Origin of the sequence: Pontibacillus salipaludis (assembly GCF_014642405.1) — a bacterium.
GTDB classification, from domain to species: Bacteria; Bacillota; Bacilli; order Bacillales; family BH030062; genus Pontibacillus; species Pontibacillus salipaludis.
This window is the reverse complement of sequence record NZ_BMIN01000003.1, coordinates 62,125-86,069: the sequence shown is the minus strand read 5'-3', so window position 1 is coordinate 86,069 and position 23,945 is coordinate 62,125. Positions and strand designations below refer to the sequence as shown.

General features: G+C 41.4%; 20 protein-coding genes and 1 other annotated feature. Of the genes, 4 read left to right on the top strand and 16 right to left on the bottom strand.

The features are described 5' to 3' along the window. Positions 1-4 precede the first annotated feature (4 nt). The 7 genes from IEW76_RS04340 to IEW76_RS04310 form a co-directional block, all read right to left on the bottom strand. Entirely contained in the window at positions 5-1,045 is a 1,041-nt protein-coding gene (locus IEW76_RS04340) for a type IV pilus twitching motility protein PilT (RefSeq protein WP_188651274.1), read from the bottom strand. A 12-nt stretch (positions 1,046-1,057) separates the two neighbouring features. Continuing rightward, the gene (locus IEW76_RS04335; protein ID WP_188651272.1) at positions 1,058-2,680 is read right to left on the bottom strand and encodes a GspE/PulE family protein; all 1,623 of its coding nucleotides are present in this window, start codon (positions 2,678-2,680) and stop codon (positions 1,058-1,060) included. 68 nt (positions 2,681-2,748) lie between these two features. Further along, entirely contained in the window at positions 2,749-4,161 is a 1,413-nt protein-coding gene (locus tag IEW76_RS04330; RefSeq protein ID WP_188651270.1) for a VanW family protein, read from the bottom strand. A 26-nt stretch (positions 4,162-4,187) separates the two neighbouring features. Further along, positions 4,188-5,228, bottom strand: a complete 1,041-nt coding sequence (locus tag IEW76_RS04325) for a PRC-barrel domain-containing protein (RefSeq protein ID WP_188651268.1) — start codon at positions 5,226-5,228, stop codon at positions 4,188-4,190. Between the two features lie 28 nt (positions 5,229-5,256). Beyond that, a complete protein-coding gene (locus tag IEW76_RS04320; protein WP_188651266.1) occupies positions 5,257-6,498 on the bottom strand; it encodes a hypothetical protein in 1,242 nt (413 codons plus the stop codon). Positions 6,499-6,739: 241 nt separating this feature from the next. Beyond that, positions 6,740-7,801 (bottom strand): hypothetical protein, encoded by a 1,062-nt coding sequence (locus IEW76_RS04315; RefSeq protein ID WP_188651264.1) that lies wholly within the window; start codon positions 7,799-7,801, stop codon positions 6,740-6,742. Between the two features lie 13 nt (positions 7,802-7,814). Next, a complete protein-coding gene (locus tag IEW76_RS04310) occupies positions 7,815-8,246 on the bottom strand; it encodes a type II secretion system protein (RefSeq protein WP_188651262.1) in 432 nt (143 codons plus the stop codon). A 58-nt stretch (positions 8,247-8,304) separates the two neighbouring features. Between IEW76_RS04310 and IEW76_RS04305 the strand changes: the two genes are divergently transcribed. After that, positions 8,305-8,823: a type II secretion system protein gene (locus tag IEW76_RS04305; RefSeq protein WP_188651260.1), complete on the top strand. Its 519-nt coding sequence runs from the start codon at positions 8,305-8,307 to the stop codon at positions 8,821-8,823. 17 nt (positions 8,824-8,840) lie between these two features. Here the strand turns inward: IEW76_RS04305 and IEW76_RS04300 are convergent, their stop codons facing one another. Both IEW76_RS04300 and IEW76_RS04295 read right to left on the bottom strand, forming a co-directional pair. After that, on the bottom strand, positions 8,841-10,577 hold the full coding sequence (locus tag IEW76_RS04300) for a sensor domain-containing diguanylate cyclase (protein ID WP_188651258.1): 1,737 nt from the start codon (positions 10,575-10,577) through the stop codon (positions 8,841-8,843). A gap of 136 nt (positions 10,578-10,713) precedes the next feature. Continuing rightward, the gene (locus IEW76_RS04295; RefSeq protein ID WP_188651256.1) at positions 10,714-11,979 is read right to left on the bottom strand and encodes a bifunctional folylpolyglutamate synthase/dihydrofolate synthase; all 1,266 of its coding nucleotides are present in this window, start codon (positions 11,977-11,979) and stop codon (positions 10,714-10,716) included. Positions 11,980-12,598: 619 nt separating this feature from the next. Here IEW76_RS04295 and IEW76_RS04290 point away from each other — a divergent pair. Next, entirely contained in the window at positions 12,599-13,507 is a 909-nt protein-coding gene (locus IEW76_RS04290; RefSeq protein ID WP_188651254.1) for an ATP-grasp domain-containing protein, read from the top strand. Continuing rightward, positions 13,504-14,367, top strand: coding sequence for an ATP-grasp domain-containing protein (locus IEW76_RS04285; protein WP_188651252.1), 864 nt, complete (start codon positions 13,504-13,506; stop codon positions 14,365-14,367). Before IEW76_RS04290 ends, IEW76_RS04285 begins: the two co-directional genes overlap by 4 nt. A 25-nt stretch (positions 14,368-14,392) precedes the next feature. On the opposite strand, the gene IEW76_RS04280 is transcribed toward IEW76_RS04285, so the two are convergent. Beyond that, positions 14,393-17,035 carry a valine--tRNA ligase gene (locus tag IEW76_RS04280; RefSeq protein ID WP_188651250.1) on the bottom strand — a complete coding sequence of 881 codons (2,643 nt, stop codon included), beginning with the start codon at positions 17,033-17,035 and terminating at the stop codon, positions 14,393-14,395. A 66-nt stretch (positions 17,036-17,101) separates the two neighbouring features. Then, positions 17,102-17,328: a binding site (T-box leader), on the bottom strand. Between the two features lie 130 nt (positions 17,329-17,458). On the opposite strand from IEW76_RS04280, the gene IEW76_RS04275 reads away from it, so the two are divergent. Then, a complete protein-coding gene (locus IEW76_RS04275) occupies positions 17,459-17,647 on the top strand; it encodes a YszA family small membrane protein (protein WP_188651248.1) in 189 nt (62 codons plus the stop codon). On the opposite strand, the gene IEW76_RS04270 is transcribed toward IEW76_RS04275, so the two are convergent. The 6 genes from IEW76_RS04270 to hemC form a co-directional block, all read right to left on the bottom strand. Then, complete coding sequence (locus tag IEW76_RS04270) at positions 17,644-18,663, bottom strand: phosphotransferase (protein ID WP_188651246.1); 1,020 nt, start codon at positions 18,661-18,663, stop codon at positions 17,644-17,646. The genes IEW76_RS04275 and IEW76_RS04270 overlap by 4 nt on opposite strands. 100 nt (positions 18,664-18,763) lie before the next feature. Beyond that, positions 18,764-19,795: a stage VI sporulation protein D gene (gene spoVID / locus IEW76_RS04265; RefSeq protein WP_188651244.1), complete on the bottom strand. Its 1,032-nt coding sequence runs from the start codon at positions 19,793-19,795 to the stop codon at positions 18,764-18,766. A gap of 144 nt (positions 19,796-19,939) precedes the next feature. After that, a complete protein-coding gene (hemL, locus tag IEW76_RS04260; RefSeq protein WP_188651687.1) occupies positions 19,940-21,220 on the bottom strand; it encodes a glutamate-1-semialdehyde 2,1-aminomutase in 1,281 nt (426 codons plus the stop codon). Positions 21,221-21,253: 33 nt separating this feature from the next. After that, a complete protein-coding gene (gene hemB / locus IEW76_RS04255; RefSeq protein ID WP_188651242.1) occupies positions 21,254-22,231 on the bottom strand; it encodes a porphobilinogen synthase in 978 nt (325 codons plus the stop codon). Further along, positions 22,228-23,010 carry a uroporphyrinogen-III synthase gene (locus tag IEW76_RS04250; protein ID WP_188651240.1) on the bottom strand — a complete coding sequence of 261 codons (783 nt, stop codon included), beginning with the start codon at positions 23,008-23,010 and terminating at the stop codon, positions 22,228-22,230. The genes hemB and IEW76_RS04250 overlap by 4 nt, the downstream gene beginning before the upstream one ends. Continuing rightward, positions 23,010-23,939, bottom strand: coding sequence for a hydroxymethylbilane synthase (gene hemC, locus IEW76_RS04245; RefSeq protein ID WP_188651238.1), 930 nt, complete (start codon positions 23,937-23,939; stop codon positions 23,010-23,012). The genes IEW76_RS04250 and hemC overlap by 1 nt, the downstream gene beginning before the upstream one ends. Between the last annotated feature and the right edge of the window lie 6 nt (positions 23,940-23,945).

Below are 23,945 nucleotides of genomic sequence, written 5' to 3'. Positions count from 1 at the left end.
ATGCCTATTGTCCCCTCTCTTCTAAAAACGGGGCGGCCGCTTCTGTTGTGATAACCCCTTCCTCCACTAAAGCACGGACAGAAAAATCAAGAGTGTGCATGCCTTGGGCTTTGGACGTCTGAATGATGTTTGGAATCTGGTGAATCTTCTCATTCCGGATAAGGTTCTTAACAGCAGACGTATTCATAAGAACTTCAGTAGCAGCCCGCCTCCCTTTCTTGTCCTTACGCTGAAACAAGCGCTGCGACACAATAGATTGCAGGACACTTGCTAGCTGAATCCGCACTTGTGTTTGCTGATTGGGAGGAAACACGTCGATAATTCGATCAATGGTGCTTGCTGCCCCGGTAGTATGGAGCGTTCCTAACACCAAATGCCCTGTTTCAGCAGCTGTGATAGCTGTAGAAATGGTCTCTAAATCTCTCATTTCTCCGACTAAAATGACATCAGGATCCTGACGCAAACAAGCACGTAAGCCGTTGGCAAAGTTATTCGTATCGAATCCTACTTCACGCTGATCAATAATGGAATAGCGGTGAGAGTGTAAATACTCAATAGGATCTTCAAGTGTAATGATATGGCGGCGCATCGAGTTATTCATGTAATCAATCATAGATGCTAGCGTCGTTGATTTCCCGCTTCCTGTAGGTCCTGTAACGAGCACAAGCCCTTGAGGTTTCTCAGCAATTTCTCTCAACACATTCGGCATATGTAAAGCATCAAGTGTAGGGATCTCTGTCGGCACGATTCGTACAGCTAGTGATACACAATTCCGTTGATGGTATGCATTAATTCGAAAACGTGACACACCAGGGATTCCGTAGGAGAAGTCGACCTCTCCTTTATCTTTAAACTTATCCCATAGCGTTTCTGACAGAATTGCTTTTGCCATCCCCAATGTATCATCTGGTCGCATCGTTTCTTTCCCGTACTGCTTTAAATCTCCGTGCAGTCGAAAGATCGGCGGCACACCGACCGTTATATGAATATCCGATGCTTTCAACTCAAATGCAGCTCTTAACAGTTTCTCAAATCGCTCTTTCATGAACACACCTCCTTACTCACTTTTAGCTACACGCAGCACTTCTTCAGTCGTCGTATGACCTTGCTTGACTTTAAGCAGGCCATCATCAACTAAAAAGATCATCCCCTTCTTCCAGGCGTACTCTTTAATCTGAGACATCGATCCATTATTCATCATCATTTTCCGGATCGTTTCATCAATGGTGAGCACTTCTTGAATGGCCATGCGACCTCTGTAACCCGTATGCTGACAACTATTACAGCCTTCTCCTTTATAAACCTCTTCGACCTTAAGTCCTCGCTTATGAAATAACTCTTTTTCTATTTCAGTCGGTGTATAGGCTTTTTTACAATCACGACAAATCTTCCGGACAAGTCGCTGAGCAACAATGCCAGATACAGATGACATGACTAGGTAAGGCTCAACATCCATATCGATTAGACGAGGAATCGTAGCTATGGCACTGTTCGTGTGAAGGGTACTAAATACGAGGTGTCCGGTTAAGGATGCTCGAATCGCAATCTCTGCTGTTTCAGAATCTCTAATCTCTCCAACCATAATGATGTTTGGATCCTGTCGCAAAATGGAGCGCAGGCCGGCTGAAAAGGTGAGCCCGATATTCGCATTCACCTGAACTTGATTGATCTTATCCAATTGATACTCAACCGGGTCTTCTACCGTAATAATATTGACATCGTCTGTATTTAAATGGTTTAAAGAAGCGTATAAGGTAGACGACTTTCCTGAACCAGTAGGACCTGTAATTAAAACAAGACCTGAGGGTTGATTCACTAATTCCAAATAACGTTTATAGTTAATTTTGTTAAAGTCTAAATCACTCAATTTTCCCATAGCGCTACCAAGGTTCAAGATTCGTATAACAATTTTCTCTCCATATACGGTAGGCAAGGTGGAAATCCGCAAATCAACAGGAGTATGATCAATAAACGTCTTAATTCGTCCATCCTGAGGTAAACGAACTTCTGTAATGTTCAAGTTAGCCATAATTTTCACGCGAGCGGTCAATGAGTTCTGCATAGACTTTGAAAGTCCTTGTTCCGTTCGTAAGACGCCATCTACCCGGTACCTGATCAGCACTTTCGTTTCCTGAGGATCAATATGAATATCACTAGCCTTCATTTGAACACCTGCTTGTAGCATTTGGTTTAACAACCGTATGGCTGGTGCATCATCAGGGTCATCTGATGGCTCTAAATCTTCGCCGCTGTTTAAATTATAGTACTTGTTAATCGCTTGATAGATCTCGTCTTTGGTTGCAATTACAGGGGAGATTTGAAAACCTGTTGAGATTTGCAAGTCATCTATCGCATAGTAGTCCATCGGATCATTCATAGCGACAACAATTTCATTCTCTTCTTTACTAATCGGGATTAAAATGTTTCGTCTTGCGAATTCTTTTGAGATCAGCGATAGCAGATTCGTGTCTATTGGATATTGGTATAAGGAGATGTGAGGAATACCTAGTTGAAATTCTAAGACTTCAATTAATTGCTGCTCGGTTATGTATCCTTTATCTAATAGCACATCTCCTAGCTTTTGACCACTTTCCTTTGTTTCTAGCGCTTCTTTAATTTGACCTTCATTAATCATGCCCGCTTCTTTTAACAAGTCACCCAGACGCTTACGTTCTGCCATTGTCCGTTTTCCTCACTCTCTTCGTAAGGAAAATGCGAACCCTTATATCGAGTCCGCATTCCTTAACGTTATTCCCCTTTAGGTGGACCTTCCTCAGGACTCCATATTCCATCTGTTCCGTCGGAATCTTGTCCTTCGTTTTCATTGTCAGAATCTCCTGATGAACCTTCCTGTGATCCCTCTTTGGTTGTAGAATCATCCGACTGATTAGGATTTGTGTCATCATCTGAATCATTCTCATTTGATCCAGATTCTTGATTCTCCCCATTACTTTCTGAACCGCTGTCGTCTCCTGAGCCAGATCCACTCTGGTCCGCGCCCTCGTTGTCTGAGGCAATAGGTTCAACAGGCTCTGGACGCTCCTCTAATGCATGGACAGGAGCATAGTAATCCTGAGTAATAAATTCAGTATCTATGGCCTCATTGTTCTGATTATAGATTTCTCTGAACACGTCATAAGCAAGCCCTGATTCGCCTTTTCTTTGCACTTCTGCTCCGGTTGCAAAGGCGCTATACTGAATGATGGTACGCGGTTCAATTTCACGCTCATTTTGAATAAGGACTTCATATTCCCTTGAAATCGGGTACCCTACAATTTGAACGGTGAGCGTCTCTTCACTCACCTCGAATTGGATTTTATAAGAAGAATCATTCGGATTGAAGAACATAAAGTCCTGTCCCTCTGATAGATTCACACTCGCTTCCCTTCCCTTTTCCGCATATGCAGGCAGGTGTTGGCTAATGTGTCTCTGTATAATGTCAAAGTTTGTTTGCAACACCGCTCCGTATAAACCTGATGCCATCACATTTAGTGCGGTTTGATTTTGAAGAGGAACGTCATTGACTTGTTCTAATAAAGATACATTTGACTTCGGTTCTATAACCAAACCATCTAATTCATTTGTATACGTAAATACATCAGACCCATCAGGGATCTTCTGATTATACTCTGCAATAACACTGAATAACGATTCCGTCCCGTTACTGACATAATCGTAAACAGAATAGGTCAATGATTTATCTGACAACACTTCGACTTGTGACCTAATATCAGCAGTGAGCTTATCGAGGAGCAAATGATCGTACACTTCCTCACCAAATGCCTCTTTTTGTCCTTCTAGAGCCGATCGGTTAAACCGAACAGAAAGCGGATTAACGGTTCCCTCTTTTAAGCTGTCTAGTGTGTCAGCTACATCCACAGTTAAGAATTCTTCTGACAAAACAATGGATTGTTCTTCTGTCAGCATTTCAACCGGATGTAGATCAAGCCATTCTTGCACTCTGGTCTTAAGAGCATTCTCAGCTTCCGGACGGGTTAGTCCGTCTACCGATACTCCCCCTACTTTTGTTCCTTCTTCATATGTTTTAGGCCCTGCCATGACAACATCATAAGCAAATGCCCCACCAACAGAGAATCCATAAATAAACAGGGCCATTGCTAGGAGGTACATGAAAAATTTCAAATCCCACCGTTTATCCACAACGCATTCTCCCTATCATGTATGGTTTAGCCTTCAACACTCATCGTCAGATCAACGACCACGCTTGGCCCTTGATCTTGGGCAAGCTTCACATCATCTTCTGTAAGCTGATCACCCTCGTTAAATAAAATATTTCCACGTGAGTCGACGATATCTTTTTGAACCACTTTTCCTTTGAGAAGTTCAAGCTGCTTGTTATGAATACCTTCTAGTTTAGAAGCGGGCTTCTCTTTCTCCTCTTCTTCTATCACTTCTTCGACTTCATCGGATATAAGAGATTCCGAAGCCACTTCTCCCTCAGGTGTTACTTCTTCTACGAGCTCAAGCTGTGGTGAAGGGTCTTCAACGTCTTGACTCCATTCTCCTGTTGTCGCTTCACTAATAAGCGTACTCTCTACCTCACCTTCCTTAGAGAAAGAAGGTTTCTCTTCTGGAACCGTGACAGACTCCTCTTGAGGAACTGCCTGTTTTATTTTTTCTTCTGCTTCTACAGCAACGGGATCTTGACCTCTATCTTCTTGGGAGGCCTTGATTGGCTGTTCCTGAGTATTTGCTCCTTCTGGTTGACCTGTCAGCTCTTCAAGAGTAGTGACGTACTGCGTTAGCGCCTCTTCACTGACAATGGTCATGTGCTCACTATATGTAACGACAGAAGTGCTGTCTAAGACTACCTCTTCATTCCCCATTTGGACAGATGCCGCAATGACTTTGCCCGTATCATCATTTACATAATACTCAGTGACTTCACCAATTAATTGACCTTTTCGAGTCATGACTTTAGAGCCGATTATCTTTACTTTTTTATTAATTAATTCATTCGCAATAGGAATCTCATCCAGATCAAGAATCGCTGTAGGGCTCTCAATTGTAACGGCATACTCTCCAACACCGATTACCTTTTTAAAGGGAATTGCTTTTACACTTACTTGCCATTCTTTATGCTCAATCGTCAGAAAGTCTACGTGTCCCTCATCTGGGTTAATGACAAGTGACTTAACTCTTCCAACTTCCTTACCATCAACAATACTTATGATCGGTAATTCTGTAATTTCATGACTTCTTTTCATTGCTCATCACACCTATTTCTATAGTAGTCTATGAATCTATTAAATTTTCTTTCGCGAAGTCTTTAATATAGTGCAGTTCCTCTTTAATAATCGGATAACCAGAAAACTTTTCGATAAGTTCAGGAAGCCAATCATTTAACTTCTGGTAATTTTGATTCTGAATATAATGCTGTACCAGCAGAGAGGCAAATGTATAGTAGTCTTGGGCTGGCAGTGAAGGCTGTAAGAATTGCTTTACGTAGTGTTCATAATCGTTAGAGGACAATATCTCTTCCTGGACCATGACTTCCTCCACTAGAGCATGAAGCATTTGCGATTGGAACACACTCTTTAATGGTGTAGCTGATCCTTTAGAAGACTCCCTATCTAACGGAGCTTCCTCCTCCAGTGCATCCTGCTCATCCTCGATATGCTCTACCATTTCAAATGCAGACACTCCAGACTCGTTAACCGCTTGCTCTTCGACTTCATCCTCTTCTTGATCAACGTCTTCACCAGCTAACGGCTCAAGGTCTTCTAGAACCTCTTCTCTCAACGTGAATTCTTCTTTATCCATTTCTCCAAGAGGCTCAAGTACATCATCTTCATTAACCCATTCAGGAGCAGAGGTCTCCACTGTTTGATCGACGTTGTCCTCTTCTTTATAATCTTCTTCGATGACTTCTAAGATAGAGGAGCGTTCGACAAAAGCGTCCTTTTGAACGTGTTCTATCTCTTCTTCATCTCCCTCAACCCAATCAGAACGAGCGGCTAACAGTTCTTCCTCAGGAGAAACAATAGGCTCCTTGTCTTCTATTATGACATCCGGGTCCGAGGATTCTTCTTCAAGATCTGGTGCAACATCTAATAACTCTTCCTGCAAAAGAATCTCCTCTTCTTTACTATCGTCAGAAAGGGATTCTACTTCAACCGTTTGAGACACAATGAGACCTTCTTTCTCATCTTCCACCTCTTGTTCGTCTACAGCACCAAGTTCAATATGCTCTTCTTCCATATGTACAGCTTCATTTGATACGGATGTATCATGAACAAGAACGAACTGCTGCAAGCGACGATTTAGCAGTAATGCTGTTAGAAAAGCTAGTAATACTAAAATTAAACTGCTCTGCCACCAGGTAAACGTTACCTTAGATGCATAGGTAGCCAAAGCAATTAAAGCGGAAGCTCCTATTAAATAGAGCTTTCCTTTACGATCGAGTTGTATAGGAATGTAGGAAGCCCCTATTAAAAGAATGCCTACAGCAATAAGAGCACCGATGTATCCAACCACAACCTCACCTCTTTTCCAATCAATTCGACATCTTTTTCTAACTAACAGTCATCTAAACGATGAACTATACTTATAAAGTCTGGTGTTCATGCTGCGTTTACCATTATAAAGTGAATATGTAATGTTATAGAATCATTGTATAATAAAGTTAAACCATTTAAAAGGTCCTAATTCGACAACACCCCATCAACTCAAAGACCTAATTTTCTTCCAGAATAGCCCTCTTTTTAAATTAGTATATTTATTCTGATTCCGATTCTACTCTCCAACTCAAACCACCTCCATTGATTTCATTAGATACATAAACACCTTTAATTTGCGAACCATTCTTCTTCCAGGAATTGAATTCGTCGCAACTAGATAACCCTGTGGAAGTGTAGAGGTCTCTAGCATATGGATAGTTAGTGCTACCTTTAATACATAGACCTACGTTATCTTGAAAATTTATACCTTTATTGATATAAGCATTTCCATTAACTATTATGACCCCATTATTTTTAATTCTACTTCCAGAAGGTCCAGCATGAAAATCACCATTCACCACTAACAGACCTTTGTTGATTATTTTCAATCCGTTCGTTAATACGACATTACCGTTTACTGTTAACGCAGCTTTATTATGCACTGTTATATGATTTTTAAATTGCTGATTAGTGTTACATGTATACTCCCCACTATTTTTACTTTCCTCATTACAACTTTTCTCCTCATTCTCGTTTCTATTTCCATTTCCGTTCCCATTCCCATTTCCGTTTCCATTCCCATTTCCGTTTCCATTTTGTTTGTAAGCTGTATCTTCATTTTGTTGATATCCCGGAATTGGCTCTTCAGGGTCTAACTCTTCCAGTTTTCTCCATCCCTCTTCACCTGTTAATGTAAATGAAAGCGTCTCTGCAAATTCTTCCTGGTGATCTGCTACAATGCCAGTACTCACGACTTCCAAATCAAATCCATTTCCTTCTTTATTTATTGCCTTATAGTCTATATCTACCGAGTATTCAGTTCTCTTAGCAGCAGGGAAGATTTCTTGAGTAATGTTATGAGTTAATATAGTGTTTTTTAATTTATTTCTGGTGCTTTCAACGTCCAAAGGAAAATTGCTTCTATTATCACGAACTAACTCCCTCACATGCTGTAGTCCCATTTCAGCTACATTTCTTGCTTGTATTTGCTTTTCCGTCTTATTGAACTGGGAGGAAGAAGCATGAAGTTGATAAAGAAGTCCTAGAGAAAAAATCGATAATAGCGTAACGGTTAACAAAACTAATAGCAATGCCCCACCGTTTTCATTGTTCAGTTTCATTGCTTCTATCCTCCTATTCATTCAAATATGTAAATGTTTCTGTGATTAATGTTTGGTCATTCCAGAGCTCGACTTTTAATTGGTACATTGTACTTTTTCTGTCATTCGTTTTACACACATATACCTTCACGTTATATAATTTGTCCCCTTCAATTGTATCTGGAAGTCCATTTCCTGGGGATAGTTTTAATAAAGCATTAGAATTACAACTGGCATGGATGCTTTTCACATCAATAGGATACTCATCCTCCACCTCATACATCACCTTCTCAGCTAGGTTTATCGCATCGACATTCTCTTCAGCTTTTGATGTAAATACAGCGTAATTCGTAAAGAAGGGGATCATGACTACAATAAGTACACCCATAATCGCAAGGGCAGCGAGGATCTCTAGTAGCGTGAATCCATTTTCCTTATTTTTTTGAAGTTTATAACCGTTCTTCATTTATTTCACCCTTCTCTTCTTATATGATAAGAATATAACGAGGAACGAGGGGATGTTTATGTTCATACACAAGGATGAACGCGGGATGACGTTAGTGGAATTATTAGCTGGACTTGCGATTTTGGGGATTGTGACCATTTTAGCAAGTACTTTCTTACTACAAAGTATAAAGTATAATGCAAAAGCTGAAAAGAATGTAAATCTTAGCCAAGAAGCTAATATTTTTGTCACAGCTTTGCGCAATCAAGAAGTACGCCCCTTTGAAATATGCTATAGCACAGGACAACTGACCATTGAAACTCCATCCCAGAAACGATCCCCTATGGATTTAAATGACCGATACTTTGAGACATTACGTATCAGGACTTACTTAAAAGGGGAGAAAACGAATAGCACTCCAGTGGAGCTTGCGCTAAATCCTGGAACTCCAACCTGTAAGGTAGTTAAGAAGAAAGAAACCATAGAACTCGACCTCACACTGAAAGCTACTCTAGATCATCCAAAGAAAAACGAAAAAGAGCCCTCTTTCCGTTTAAAGACGACCATCGACTATTTTGAGGATTTCTTACTTCAATAAAAACGCGGCTGAGTTCTTCACTCAGCCGCTTCTAAGACCCTTTCATAGCTCGCTACTTTGTTGCGCCCTTGTTGTTTTGCACCTACATACATGGCCCGGTCGGCGTGACGGACTAATTCAATAGGACTTTCACAATCTTCAGGGAATGTCGCTACTCCAATACTTGCTGTCAACCAAGCGTCTATGGCCCCTTGATGATCGGTAATATGTTCTTTAAGACGAAACGGGACTGAAGATATATGGTGACGAAGTTCCTCTGCAATGGCAAGACTTTTTTCCCTTCCCACTCCTGGCAAGAAGACAACAAACTCTTCTCCCCCATAACGAGCAACGGTACCATCATCCCCTACAATGTGCGATAAACGGACGGCTAACTCACAAAGAGCTTCATTGCCACTCTCATGCCCGTACTGATCGTTTACTCTCTTAAAATGATCCAAGTCTAACAATATTACAGACGCATATCCCTTTTCCCCTACTTGCTCATAGGTGTCTGCATAATCACTTACAAGATTCTCAAAGTAACGATAATTGTACAGTTTCGTTAACGGACAAAGCTCGCTTCTTCGCTTCGTTTCTTCATAGTGCCTTGCATTCTGGATGGCTACAGCCATATAGTTAGCTAGAATCCCTACAAGCATGAGCTGAAACTTCTCATATGACCTTTTCTTATGAGAGGCAATCGTAATAATACCCTCAATCTTGTTATTTCGCTCAATAGGAACAGACATAATGCTCTCTACTTTTTTAGGGATGAGATCTGATTGTATATGCCTCCATTTCTTTCTAGACTGATAGAGGATAGGCTGGCCACTAGCGCATACGGACTGACTAACACCTTCAAATGATGAGAATTGGGGATTTTGAAATCCAATATTTTTATCACCATCGAAATATCGAATGAGTTCAAGATCATCTTTATTCTTTCGATCAAAAATATAAACATAATTAACAGGAAAAAGCACAGTCAAACTTTCCACAAACCGATCAAGAACTTCACCTACTTTCAGACGCCCTGTAAGCTCTTGTCCAATTTCATTTGCTTTTTGCAAGTACTCGTTCACATTTTGACTAGCGTAATAGAGAGTTAAAATTAGAGATAAACCAACAAACGGAAGACCTACGTAGTAGATTGCCGCTTCACCTATTTCCATATATAAAACATACAATACAAATCCGATCGGCATCACAATGGCTGTGTTTCCTAAGTCCCAGAAGAATTCCTTATCAAAAATCGTTCCCTTATTACCCAGAAAATAATTTCGTACAAAATAGATGAAAACGTGATTAAAGATAAACTGAGAAAAAACATATCCAATAATAGGAATGGCATCACCCGGCGTATCAAAAGCTGAAGGTCCATGAGACCCTCCTAATGCGTAATAAAAAAGGGCAGAACCTAGAGAAACAAATAAGAACATCGTTAAATTAAGAGGGAGTTTATACCAGTAAGGCCTTGATAATTTCACCTTGGAGATCGATACAATATAGGCAATTTGTGTCATCATCATTTCAAAAAATAGCCCAAAATATAAAAATACAGCAAGACTTATCCCGTGAATGAAAATAATCGGGCTATTATGAATGACGATTGGAAAGAGTGCCACGATCACCATCATAAATGTAAAGGAAAGAAGATCAAACTCCCTTCCTTGCATGTTTGGATCCGTTACCACAAACACTGTAGTAATAACCCCTGGCCAGAGTATTGCCCATATACTCCATAACGCCACCGTCTTTTGTTTTGATATCATCCCGTGCATCCCCTATCTCCATCGATCAAATCTCATACAGTATCCAAGCCTAAGTAAAGGTAATATTTAGAAAATACTAATACTTTTATAGTAGCACATAACACCTATTCGTTCAAAAATTTCTGAATAGTTGTTCTTATTTATTTCTCTTTCTATTTACATACTCCTTCACATCCGGAAGCCAGTATAGGGAACCAGCAATAACTAAGACACCTTCATTAAGATCTTCCCAAACTTCACCTATATACTCTTCCCAATCCAAAACCATTTTAGGGTCAGCATTTGTAGAGAAAGAAGCAAGGTACTCAGGGCTAGAGGATCTCGAGTGATTAAATGTGGTGAATACTACTTCATCAAATGCCTCTTCTAACAGGGGAACCATTTGAGCGATTGGCTTGTCTTTTAGGGCGCTGTATAATAGCGTTTTCTTCTTATAAGGATACCGCTGAAGGACTGTATGGATTAACGACTCTATACCTGACAAGTTATGAGCACCATCTATGATTACAGTAGGTTGCGAGGAAATCGTTTCAAATCTGCCACTATACAGCACCTTTTGAAACGACTCTGCCGCCTCTTCACTATTCACATCTTTAAGTAGTGACAGCCCCATTAGCGCTAGGCTACTATTTCTTTGTTGGTGCTTGCCCGGAAGAGAAACACGAATTCCTTCGATTACTTGATCTTGATAGGTAAAGGAATATACCTCTTCCGACACATTTATGTAAAACGCTTCTCCCCATTGATAAAGAGGTGCATTATTCTTTGCAGCAAAACCTTTTACTACCTGCTTTGCTTCCACTTGTGTTACACCTGAGACAATAGGGGTTTGAGCTTTAATAATGCCTGCTTTTTGAGCGGCAACCTCTTCAATCGTCTCCCCTAAGAAGGCTGTATGATCCAGATCAATCATTGTAATGATACTAAGAACAGGTTCAAGCACATTTGTAGAATCGCCACTTCCGCCCATGCCGGTTTCAAATAAACTAATGGTTGAATCATCACGTGAAAAAAGAATCGCCACCATGACGAGAATTTCAAATTCAGAAGGACCATCCTCATTTTCATCCAATTCCTTCACCACAGGAATTAGGGTATTGATATAATGGATAAAGCGTTCTTCAGAAATGGGTTCATTTTGAAGAAAGATGTGTTCTCGCACAGAACCAAAAGACGGAGACACGAAGCTAGTCACACGAAATCCTTGGTCGATTAATGCTTGCTTCATAAAAGCAAGAGTAGAGCCCTTCCCATTCGTACCAGCGATGTGAACTGCTTTTATATCTTTATGAGGATTGTCTAATGCCTCAAGCATGTATATCATACGACCAAAACCAGGTTTAATCCCTAACCCTTTTCGGTCATTAAAAAATTGATTAATTTGTTCCATTGTCGTAAACATATGTGAACCTCCATTTCCTCCTTATTTTATCCTAAATTAGGATAGGTTCCAAAGAAGAATAGGACAGTACTGTTTATACATGCTGTTGAGACACTCTATTGTGTTTTGAGCCGTAATGTTTATTAGCGCAGGGCCTTGCTGGGGGACAACTCGCTTTCCTGCGGGGAGCTGGGAAGCCTCCCCGTTCGCTGCGCTCTCTGTGGGGTCTCCCCTAGGCTCCTTACCCCGCGGGAGTCTCGCAGTCCCCCAGCAAGGCCTGACGTTAATGTAGTGGACAGAAGCGCATTATATATAGTTGCTTTTAAGCCTATCTCCCATATGTCGCACGTTTCCGTCTCTCCCCATTTGGCAAAGGTGGGCCTGGAAATTGCGAGACTCCAGCGGGAGAAAGAGGTAGACGAGACCCCGCAGGGTGGTTTTCCCGAGGAGGCTCGACAGCTCGCCCGCGGAAAGCGAGTAATTTCCAGGCCCACCTTACGCTTTCTTAAAGCTGACGGGAACGTCTCTCTAACAATCGCTAAATGACACCATTTATGGTTGAGCCCTCATATAAGGAGGCTTATGTAGAACAATTCATAATCGAAAACCAACATAACTCATCTAATAAAGGAGTGATCCTATGCATGGATGGATCGTTTATAACGGGCATCTGAAAAGCCCTAAGTTTCTTGATTACGCTAAACTTATCCAAGAAGCTGCGCATCAAAAAGGAATCTCGATGACCATTTATCCCAATCATGAACTTTTAAGCACCATGTCTGGTGAAGGTATGAGTATTGCTGGAACTGATACAACAGAGCACCCTGATTTTGTCCTATTTGGCGACAAGGATATCTTGCTTGCACGCCAGCTAGAGTCAATGGGGATTCCGGTGTACAATTCAGCTGATTCAATTGAGGCATGTGATCACAAGGGTATTATGTATCAACGCCTAGCTCAAAACCAACTTCCTATACCGAAGACGATTCTGGGCCCTAAGATTTTCATAAAAACAGACGATTTACATCTAACCCATCTTCAGAAGGAAGGAGAAAAACTAGGCTATCCCCTTATTATTAAAGAAGCGTATGGTTCCTTTGGTGAGCAAGTCTATCTTGTACATACGAAAGAAGAAATGATGAAAACACTAAAATCCATCCACAATCGTCCTTTCCTGCTTCAGCAGTTTATCTCAGCTAGTTATGGCCGTGATGTGCGTCTCAATGTAGTTGGTGATCAGGTCGTTGCTTCAATGCTCCGGTATTCTGAAGATGACTTTAGAGCTAACGTAACAACTGGTGGGAAAATGGAGCCCTATTCCCCTTCTGTTGAAGAAGAAGAACTCGCTGTTAGAGCAAGTAAAGCGATCGGGACAGCCTTTTGTGGTGTAGACCTTCTTTATGATGAAGACGAACAGCCGGTTATTTGCGAAGTAAATGGCAATGCACAAATTCGAAATATTTATGAATGCACAGGTATTAATGTGGCTGAGAAGATGATCGAGTATGTGATTGAACAGCAAGGTAAGGAAGGAGAGAAAGATACATGAACGGATGGCTCATCTATTCCGATCAAGATGCGGACCGAAATCAGGCCTTTATCAAATGGATGATTGAAGAAGCCGCACAGAAGGGGCTACAACTTACCTTTGTACCAAAAGAAAAGATCACCATAGGCATTCGAAATAGCCGTCCTGTTGTACTCTTACAAGGCGAGGAAGCTTCTTTACCTTCATTCGCTATTATACGGACTATTGATTCTATGCTTACGCTTCATTTCGAAGAGCTAGGAGTGAAGACGTTCAATTCTTCCCATGTAAGTGAAATATGTAACAACAAATGGAAAACACATCAATACCTTGCCCCCCACGATATACCGATGATGGAAACCTTTTTTCTAAAGGGCGTTGATTTCAATCCAACAGAAGCTCCACTCCCCTACCCTTATATCATAAAAAAGGTTGATTCAAGAGGAGGAAAAGATGTTCACTGGATTGATTCTGTAGAGGAGGCTTCAGAACTTGCTCCGACGTTGAAAGACCAAGATCTCATCCTCCAACAACCAGCCCCTATTCTTGGGAAGGATTTACGGGTGTTTGTAGTGGGACAAGAAATTGTAGCTGCCATACTAAGAGAGAGCTCATCTAACTTTAAAGCAAATTATACTCTCGGAGGCTCCGCCAGACTATACCCTTTATCACCAAAGGAAACGGCTCACATAGAGCGCATCATTAGCCTTTTCTCATTTGGAATGGTGGGAATTGACTTCTTATTTGATGAGGAGGGAAACTTACTCTTAAATGAAATAGAAGATGTGGTTGGTAGCCGAACGCTTAGCGCAAAAAGCTCCATCAATATCGTAGAGAACTATATGAATCATATCTACACCGAATTAAAAAACTCCGACTAGTTCGTTACTAGACGGAGTTTTCTTATTAGGACTTGAGCTCTTTGATACGAGCGTCAACTTTATCACGTTTGTCGATATAGTCCTGCTCTTTATCGCGCTCAGCTTGAACAATATGTTCTGGAGCTTTGTTTACAAATTTATCGTTAGAGAGTTTCTTCTGTACAAGCTGTACCTCAGAATCCCATTTCTCGCGTTCTTTTTGGAGGCGAGCAATTTCTTCCTCGATATCAATCAAGCCTTCTAATGGCAGATAAAGTTCAGCACCAGTAATAACAGCAGACATTGCCTTGTCAGGAGCTGCTAGATTTGCATCAATTATAAGCTCACTAGGGTTACAGAAGCGATCTAAATAATGACGATTTGCTTCTAGCTGTTCCGCTATTTCATCTGTGTTTGCCTTAATCATCAACTGGATTTGTTTCGACATCGGTGTGTCTACTTCTGCACGGATATTACGAACAGAACGGATGATCGCTACAAGCTGCTTCATTTGTTCAGACGCTTCTTCATGGTGAAGGTCTTTACGTACTTCTGGCCAGCTCGCTACCGTAATGGATTCACCTTTCGTCGGAAGTGCCTGCCAGATTTCCTCTGTGATGAACGGCATGAATGGATGAAGCATGCGCATTGTGTTATCCAACACATAAGCAAGAATCGAACGAGTTGTCTTCTTCTTAGCTTCGTCCTCACCATATAGAGGAAGTTTCGCCATTTCAATGTACCAATCACAGAAGTCATCCCAAATAAAGTTGTATAGGTGACGCCCGGCTTCACCGAATTCATACTTATCAACGTTACGCGTTACTTGTTCAACCGTTTCGTTTAAACGAGTTAGAATCCAGTGATCCGCTACTGATTTTTCACCAGTTAAGTCGATTTCTTCATATGTGATTCCGTCCATATTCATAAGGGCGAAACGAGATGCGTTCCATATCTTATTTGCAAAGTTCCAAGTAGACTCTACTTTTTCCCATTGGAAGCGTAGGTCCTGACCTGGTGTTGAGCCTGTTGCTAAGAAGTAACGCAGAGAATCAGCACCGTATTTATCAATTACATCCATTGGATCGACACCATTCCCAAGAGACTTACTCATCTTACGTCCTTCAGCATCACGAACAAGACCATGAATCAGTACGTCTTTAAATGGACGACGTTCTGTGAACTCAATGGATTGGAAGATCATACGAGATACCCAGAAGAAGATAATGTCATACCCCGTAACGAGAACGTCGGTAGGGAAATAACGTTTATAGTCTTCATTAGCCTCATCTGGCCAGCCCATCGTAGAGAATGGCCATAGCGCAGAGGAGAACCATGTATCTAATACATCGTTATCTTGTTCCCAATTCTCAATATCTTCTGGCTCTTCACGACCTACGTACAGTTCACCTGTTTCTTTGTGATACCAGGCCGGAATACGGTGGCCCCACCATAGCTGACGTGAAATACACCAGTCACGAATGTTTTCCATCCAGTTCAAGTACGTTTTCTCAAAACGATCTGGAACGAAATTAACTTTGTCGTTTCCTTCTTGAAGCTTGATGGCTTCTTCTGCTAAAGGCTCCATATTCACGAACCATTGTGTAGAAAGATATGGTTCTACTACAGCGCCACTGCGCTCTGAGTGTCCAACAGAATGCATGTGCTCTTCAATCTCGAATAAGATCCCTTCTTCTTGCAGATCCTTAACAAGTTGCTTGCGGCACTCGAAACGATCCATACCTTGATACTTGCCGGCGTTCTCGTTCATCGTTCCATCTTCGTTCATAACTAGAATACGCTCTAAATCATGACGATTTCCGATTTCAAAGTCATTTGGATCATGAGCAGGCGTGATCTTAACAGCACCGCTTCCAAATTCCATATCAACATAGTCATCGCCTACGATTTCAATTTCGCGACCAACGATTGGAAGGGTAACTTTCTTCCCAATCAGGTGCTTATAACGATCATCTTCAGGGTGAACAGCAACAGCTGTATCTCCAAGCATCGTTTCAGGACGCGTTGTAGCAATTTCGATATGGCCTGATCCGTCCGCTAACGGATATTTCATATGGTAGAAGTGTCCCTGAACATCATGATAGATTACTTCAATATCAGATAGAGCTGTTTTCGTGGTCGGATCCCAGTTAATAATGTATTCGCCACGGTAAATATAGTCCTTCTCATAAAGGGTTACGAACACTTCTCGAACTGCATCTGATAGACCGTTGTCTAATGTGAAGCGCTCACGAGAATAATCTAAGCCTAAACCAAGCTTCTCCCATTGCTTACGAATAAAGGTCGCATATTCTTCTTTCCATTCCCATGATTTCTCAAGGAATTGTTCGCGGCCCAGGTCATAGCGAGAGGTACCTTGTTCTTTTAGCTTCGCTTCTACTTTCGCTTGAGTTGCAATACCAGCATGGTCCATACCCGGAAGCCATAATACATCATAGCCTTGCATACGCTTCACACGTGTGATGATGTCTTGTAAAGTTGTATCCCATGCATGACCAAGGTGTAATTTACCCGTTACGTTTGGTGGCGGGATTACGACCGTGAACGGTTCTTTAGTTTTGTCATCTTTTGCTTCAAAAAATTTGCCATCTACCCAATAATCATAGCGACCTTTCTCAATCGCATTCGGGTCATATTTCGTTGGAAGAGATACTTCATGATTCTCCATACGAGTTCCTCCTTTATCGCCTATACCGGAAAGGGAATGAAAACAAAAAAATCCATTTCATCCTTAGAAAAGGACGAAATGGATTCGCGGTACCACCTTTATTTTACAGACGACTCCTGTCATCTGCACACTTTCCTTACATAACGGAGTATTCTCCGGCCTCTTCTACTATCGGTTTCAAAGAGACAGCATCTGGGGCGACCTTCTGAGCGCAAGAACCTGGAAATCTCACAGCGAATGATTCCCTCTCTGATAGGCTTGCGTTTCATACTCTTCCCCTTCACGGCATTTATCGATTTTCTTGTACTTGTATTTTATCCACATTCCCTCTGTTAAGTCAACCTATTTAAGCAAGTTTTTCAGTCACACTGACAGCCTGTAGGGACATATACTAATAAAAAGCAATAAAGGAGGTTATGCCCTGTGGCACGTTTTTATCGTTACAAGTTGCCACCCTGGTGTCGCCAATGGTTAATTGTCATTGAGCGTTGTGTATTGCCGATCGCTTGTTTTCAGCTCGTTCGAACACTCCTGTTTCCCACTACGTTCGATGTTTTTATACTCGGCATCTTAATTGGTCTATACTTTGCATTCCATCTAGAATGGATTTAACTATTCTCTGCTTGTTGTTCTTGGTACACCCTTGCTTGTTCAATTTGTTCCTGAACATCCAATGCATGTCGCAAAACATAATAAGACCGTTCTAACTTTTGAACTAGAAAAGGTTGCCCGCTCGCCTGGGCGCCATTTACATAAGCTTCAACTTGGTGAATATACGGTTCTGGATTTAAAAGAAATAAAGCAAGTAAACACCTTTCACTATTTAGTAAAGGGAGTTGCTCTTCATAGTATGAGAAAGTTGATATCAGTTGATCAACCGGAGCATCATGATAACGTAAGACATGATAAAAATACGTCGTGATGTCATAAACAGGGTAATAAGTTTTGGCTCGCTCCCAATTTAATAGATACGGAGTTGAATCATCGTAAACGAAATGTGTGGGTTTAACGTTCCCATGAATAAGAGCGGTACGAATTTGTTTATCCTCTTCTAGTTCATCTAAGAAGCGATCACACCACTCCATTCCAATTTCACAAACCTTATCAAGATCACGGTAGTGGGTGCAAATTTGTAATTCAACAGGAGACATATAATGGCGTTGTTCAAACGTAGTCACCCATTTAGCTAATACATCCCTGTAGTTTTGCAATTGTGTCTTCCGATTGTTCATCAGCTCTTCGTAATCTTCCCGCTTCACAACTTTGGTGTGGAGCGAGCGTTTGTGCATCTGCCCAATCGTTCTATACAATTGTTCAAATGGATAAGGAGGCGTGTCACGATTAGGCGTCTCGATCCAAGGCATCACATAGTAGATTGCTCCTTGATGCTCTACAAAAAGCTCCCTTTCAGAAGTCATATATAATGGAACTACATGCTGAAATCGATAGTTTTCTATTTTCCTATAAACTTCAATCCAATCTTGAATCGTTTGTCTATCTAAACTAGAACGCTTCACCGCCACAGGCCCTACAGGGGTGTAAGCCTTATATACTTTATCAGATTGTACTTCGACCTCGTAGGCAGATAGCTTGTATGAAGCTAATACATCCACCACCTCTTGTTCCAATGTATTCACTCCCCCTCTTTATTAGTTTCCTTGAATCCATTAAATCACTTCCCTACATAAAATCCTGCAACGTAAGCCGTTGCAGGATATGTGGAGCATGTTATGCTTTTGCAGGTATATAAAGGATTTGCCCTGCACTCACATCTTCATCACCTAAATTATTTACTCGACTGAGGTGAGTGGGTGGAATTTTATACTTATGAGCAATAGACCCTAACGTATCATCTTCCTGAACAATGCACATCCTCATCTTTGCGTAAGATTCATCATGTCGCTCAAACATTGACGTTAAATAGCGAGCGTCCTGAGGCGCATCTTCTTCATCACGACTTTCTTCTGACGACTCTTCTGATGATTCTTCAAACTCGAAGCCGTCCATGCCTTCCTCAGACTCAGATTCCTCATCCTGAGATTGTTCTTCAACTTTTCCGAAAAACTCAGAGAATGTCTGGGATTGCTTGTATTTCCAGCGTCCCCCCTCTTGTTCTACAAGCTCTCCTTCATCTTGTTCTTCTTCCACTTCAGCGACGATGTCTTCTATATCCTCTGCGGGTCTATCTTCTACCGCTTCCATGACTTCTTGATGATCCTCTTGATGCTCTTCTTGATACGTCACATCAAAATTAAACGGTTCTGGCTCTACCTCTTCAGGTGAAGGAGCTTCCGCTAATTCTTCTCCCCTAGTTTCTTCACTCACTCCATGAATCGCGACAGTTGCATTTAACTTTAATTGCCCTTTCTCCGGGAGCTCATAGTCGAAGGAATCGATACTGACTGTCACATCATCCATTGATTGAATACGACTTTTTGGAATTGAAATCTCGACTGGAAAACGGTGATAGAACTCACTTACACCATCATCATGAAGGTCTACATTTTCAATCGTCCGCTTCGAAGCGTGATCTCGTAAAGATAGAATCTGATCCTCTTCTTCATCCACATCCTCAGAAGATCGGAAATACTCCCCTCCAAGCTCAATTACACCTCGTATAGATACAGAATCAACGTATTCCTGAATGGAAATATCCGGCTCAAGAGAGATGCCCATAAACTCTTCAACTTCCTGTCCTCTTTTAAACCAAAGTGATTCATTTAAATGAAAGCTAAACACATTCTGTTCTTCATATGTCAAGCGTTTCTCCTCCCTTCAATGTACACGCAAGACCTTACGAGCGCCTATGTCATTCTAGATATATGAGAGGGAAGAAACAATTATGCCTAAACGTAAGTCTATAGAAAAACCCCCTCATCTTAGTACATGATGAGGGGGTTCGTTTTATGCCTGTATAGAAGCAAAAGCTTTCTTAGTCGCTTCAATTGTTTTTTCAATGTCTTCATCTGTATGCTTGGTAGATAAGAACATTCCTTCAAATTGAGAAGGTGGTAAATAGATGCCTTCTTCAATCATAGCACGGTAGTACTGCGCAAAACGATCTGTGTTAGACTTTTTCGCTGTGTCGTAGTTTGTCACATCGCCTTCGTTGAAGAAGAAAGCAACCATAGATCCAGCACGATTCACCGTTAGAGGAATATTGTTTTCTTCAGCTGCTTCTGTGAATCCTTCTACTAAGCGATCAACTTTTTTATTGATTTCCTGGTACGAGGTTTCTGTTAGTGCATTCAACGTTTCATAACCTGCCGCCATTGCAAGTGGATTACCTGATAAAGTTCCTGCTTGATAGATCGGACCAGTTGGAGCAATCATCTCCATGATCTCTTTCTTACCACCATACGCGCCAACCGGAAGACCTCCGCCAATGACTTTACCTAAGCACGTTAAGTCAGGCGTAACTCCATAGTAGCCTTGAGCACAGTTGTAATCCACACGGAAACCTGTCATTACTTCATCAAAAATAAGCAACGACCCATGCTCTTCCGTTATCGTTCTTAGTTCTGATAGGAATCCGTCATTAGGTGGAACGACACCCATGTTTCCAGATACAGGTTCTACAATTACACCCGCAATGTCGTCACCATATTCATTAAACGCATATCGAAGGCTTTCTACATCATTATAAGGAACTGTAATGGTATTCATAGCAATTCCTTCTGGCACACCAGGTGAGTCAGGTAAGCCTAGAGTAGCAACACCAGAACCAGCTTTAATAAGTAAGGAGTCTCCATGACCATGGTAGTTACCTTCGAACTTAAGAATCTTATTCTTACCTGTATATCCTCGGGCCAGACGAAGCGCACTCATAGTAGCTTCTGTACCAGAGTTCACCATACGCACCATTTCAATGGACGGCACACGATCGATCACAAGTTCAGCCAAGTCATTTTCTAACTTTGTAGGAGCACCGAAGCTCGTCCCAAGTTCTGTGATCTCCTTCAAACGGGAAACCACCTGATCATCGGCATGACCTAAAATTAATGGTCCGTAACTAAGAACATAATCGATATACTCATTGCCATCGATATCATAAATTTTAGAGCCCTTCCCCTTTTCCATAAAGATTGGGTCCATTCCTACTGACTTAGAAGCACGCACAGGAGAGTTGACTCCACCTGGCATATACTCAACTGCTTTCTGATAAGCTTCCTTTGATTGATTCATCTCACGCACGACGAACACTCCTTTTTCGATTTATTACTCAGATAAGTAACGAGCTACATCTTTAGCAAAATACGTAATAATTAAATCTGCTCCAGCTCGCTTCATGGATGTTAGTTTCTCTAGTACAATTTCTCTTTCATTAACCCAACCATTTTGTGCAGCTGCTTTAATCATCGAATACTCACCACTCACATTATAGGCGACAATTGGAAGAGGGTATCGATCTTTCATTTCTCTCATAATATCCAAGTACGCCAATGCTGGCTTCACGATAAGAAAGTCTGCCCCTTCTTCTACATCAGATTGTGCTTCACGAATGGCTTCAAGTCGATTGGCAGGGTCCATTTGATAGGCACGTCGATCCCCAAACTGCGGAGAACTATGAGCCGCATCGCGGAATGGTCCATAGAAAGAAGAAGCGTATTTAACAGCATAGGACATAACAGGGGTATTCACAAATCCTGCCTCATCTAACCCGCGACGAATCGCTGCAACAAATCCATCCATCATATTAGATGGTGCAATGATATCTGCGCCCGCTTTTGCCTGGCTAACCGCTGTTTCTACAAGAAGTTCTAGAGATTCATCGTTTACAATCTCTCCGTCACGAACAACACCACAGTGTCCATGGTCCGTGTATTGGCAAAGACATGTATCCGCTACAACGGTTAAGCTTGGAACATCCTGCTTTACTTGACGTATTGCTTTTTGAACAATACCCGTTTCACAGTAGGCTTGTGTTCCTTTCTCATCTTTTTCATGTGGCACACCAAATAGAATGACAGAACGAATACCAAGGTCTTCTAACTCCTGCATTTCTGCGGTTAGCTGATCTAATGAAACTTGATACACTCCAGGCATTGAAGAAACTTCATTCTTTATGTTCTCCCCTTCTACTACAAATATCGGGAAAATTAAGTCCTCTTTATTTAAATGGGTCTCCCGCACAAGAGATCTCATCGATTCTGTTGTACGAAGGCGACGATGACGTTTAAATTGCAATTCACTCATTGATCATCATTTCCTTTCTCGCGAAAATAGCTTCCTAACGCTTCACACATACCCTCAACTGTTTGATGATCTGGTATTACTCTATGTGTAAACCCAGCTTGCTCAGCTTCCTTTTCAGTTGTAGGTCCAATACACATACAAAGTGTGGATTGAATATGTTCAAACAATGAAGGTTCTATAAGCTGTTTAAAAGCTTTGACAGTAGAAGGACTTGTAAAGGTTAAGGCATCTAATTGATTTTCTTGTAATGCTCTATTAAAAACCTCTTTTATTTTAACATTTACACGCGTTTCATACATAATTGCTGTTTCGACGTCCATATAAGGTCGAATGGTTTCTACAACTTTTTGCCTGGCGAGATTGCCTTGTACGACTAACACTGCTCCGTGGTCTCGTTCATTCAAAAAAGCTTCCCCTAAAGCTTCTCCTGTGTATGTATCAGGCATAAAGTTCGTTTCTACGTTGTAATAAGCTAATGTATTAGCCGTTTTTCGGCCAACCGCAGCAATAGATCGTTCTTTAATGACTGAGAGAGGGATTTGGTAACGCTCACATAATTCCATAAAAAAATGAACACCGTTTGAACTGGTGAATATGATCCACTTAAAGGTGTTTAGGCGCCTGAGTATATCCATATTTTCTAAAGACGGAACGCTTTTAAAATAAAGAAGCGGAATTTCTACCGAAATCCCGCTCTGTTGTTCAATACAATTTGTAAAAGAAGCAGCTTGCTCAGCAGATCTTGTAACTAAGATCCGTCTCCCTTTTAAAGGAAACATTACTGGTCGAGCTCCTCTCTCACAGCTTCAATAATTTCAGCTCCACCTCGAGCTTTTATCTTATCTGCCGCCTCACGTCCAACTTCATATGGATCTTGGCCTCGAACTTCTTCTTTAAGAATCGTTTTGCCATCAGGAGTACCAACCATAGCCGTTAGGATAATATCGTCTCCTTCTAGATAGGCATATCCTCCGATCGGAACCTGGCAACCACCATTTAGTAAATCTAAGAATGTGCGTTCTGCCATAACCGTACGATGTGTATACGCATGGTTAAGCGCGTTCATCAAATCACGGATTTCCTGGTCGTCTTCGCGGCACTCAATTGCTAACGCGCCTTGCCCAACAGCTGGAACACAAACTTCTGGTTCTAAATATTCTGTGATGACATCATCCGACCAGCCCATGCGCTTAAGACCAGCTGTTGCAAGGACGATCGCGTCAAAATCTTCTTCTTTTAATTTACGTAGACGTGTATCAATATTCCCACGTATTGATTTGATATTTAAGTCAGGTCTCGCTGCCAATACTTGCGCAGCACGGCGAAGACTGCTTGTACCAACGATAGCACCTTCAGGAAGATCACGAAACGCTACGTTGTCATTTGCGATGTACGCATCACGGTGGTCTTCACGAATAGGAATACATCCAATCGTTAACCCCTCAGGCGTTTCTGCCGGCATGTCTTTCATACTGTGAACAGCCATATCAATTTCTTTATCATACATAGCTTGCTCGATTTCTTTCACAAACAAGCCTTTTCCACCGACTTTTGAAAGTGTTACATCCAGGATTTGATCCCCTTTAGTCACAATCTTTTTCACTTCATACTCATTTTGTGGTGCGATTTCTTTCAGTTTCTCAATCACCCAATCCGTTTGGGTTAATGCCAATTGACTCTTTCTGCTTCCGATTACGATTTTGCGCATAACAGT

Bases quoted from the DNA above. Each gene is read 5' to 3' on its own strand.
- IEW76_RS04340 (WP_188651274.1), bottom strand. From the start codon at position 1,045: ATGAAAGAGCGATTTGAGAAACTGTTAAGAGCTGCATTTGAGTTGAAA.
- IEW76_RS04335 (WP_188651272.1), bottom strand. From the start codon at position 2,680: ATGGCAGAACGTAAGCGTCTGGGTGACTTGTTAAAAGAAGCGGGCATG.
- IEW76_RS04325 (WP_188651268.1), bottom strand. From the start codon at position 5,228: ATGAAAAGAAGTCATGAAATTACAGAATTACCGATCATAAGTATTGTT.
- IEW76_RS04315 (WP_188651264.1), bottom strand. From the start codon at position 7,801: ATGAAACTGAACAATGAAAACGGTGGGGCATTGCTATTAGTTTTGTTA.
- IEW76_RS04310 (WP_188651262.1), bottom strand. From the start codon at position 8,246: ATGAAGAACGGTTATAAACTTCAAAAAAATAAGGAAAATGGATTCACG.
- IEW76_RS04305 (WP_188651260.1), top strand. From the start codon at position 8,305: ATGTTCATACACAAGGATGAACGCGGGATGACGTTAGTGGAATTATTA.
- IEW76_RS04300 (WP_188651258.1), bottom strand. From the start codon at position 10,577: ATGATATCAAAACAAAAGACGGTGGCGTTATGGAGTATATGGGCAATA.
- IEW76_RS04295 (WP_188651256.1), bottom strand. From the start codon at position 11,979: ATGTTTACGACAATGGAACAAATTAATCAATTTTTTAATGACCGAAAA.
- IEW76_RS04290 (WP_188651254.1), top strand. From the start codon at position 12,599: ATGCATGGATGGATCGTTTATAACGGGCATCTGAAAAGCCCTAAGTTT.
- IEW76_RS04285 (WP_188651252.1), top strand. From the start codon at position 13,504: ATGAACGGATGGCTCATCTATTCCGATCAAGATGCGGACCGAAATCAG.
- IEW76_RS04280 (WP_188651250.1), bottom strand. From the start codon at position 17,035: ATGGAGAATCATGAAGTATCTCTTCCAACGAAATATGACCCGAATGCG.
- hemL (WP_188651687.1), bottom strand. From the start codon at position 21,220: ATGAATCAATCAAAGGAAGCTTATCAGAAAGCAGTTGAGTATATGCCA.
- hemB (WP_188651242.1), bottom strand. From the start codon at position 22,231: ATGAGTGAATTGCAATTTAAACGTCATCGTCGCCTTCGTACAACAGAA.
- IEW76_RS04250 (WP_188651240.1), bottom strand. From the start codon at position 23,010: ATGTTTCCTTTAAAAGGGAGACGGATCTTAGTTACAAGATCTGCTGAG.
- hemC (WP_188651238.1), bottom strand. From the start codon at position 23,939: ATGCGCAAAATCGTAATCGGAAGCAGAAAGAGTCAATTGGCATTAACC.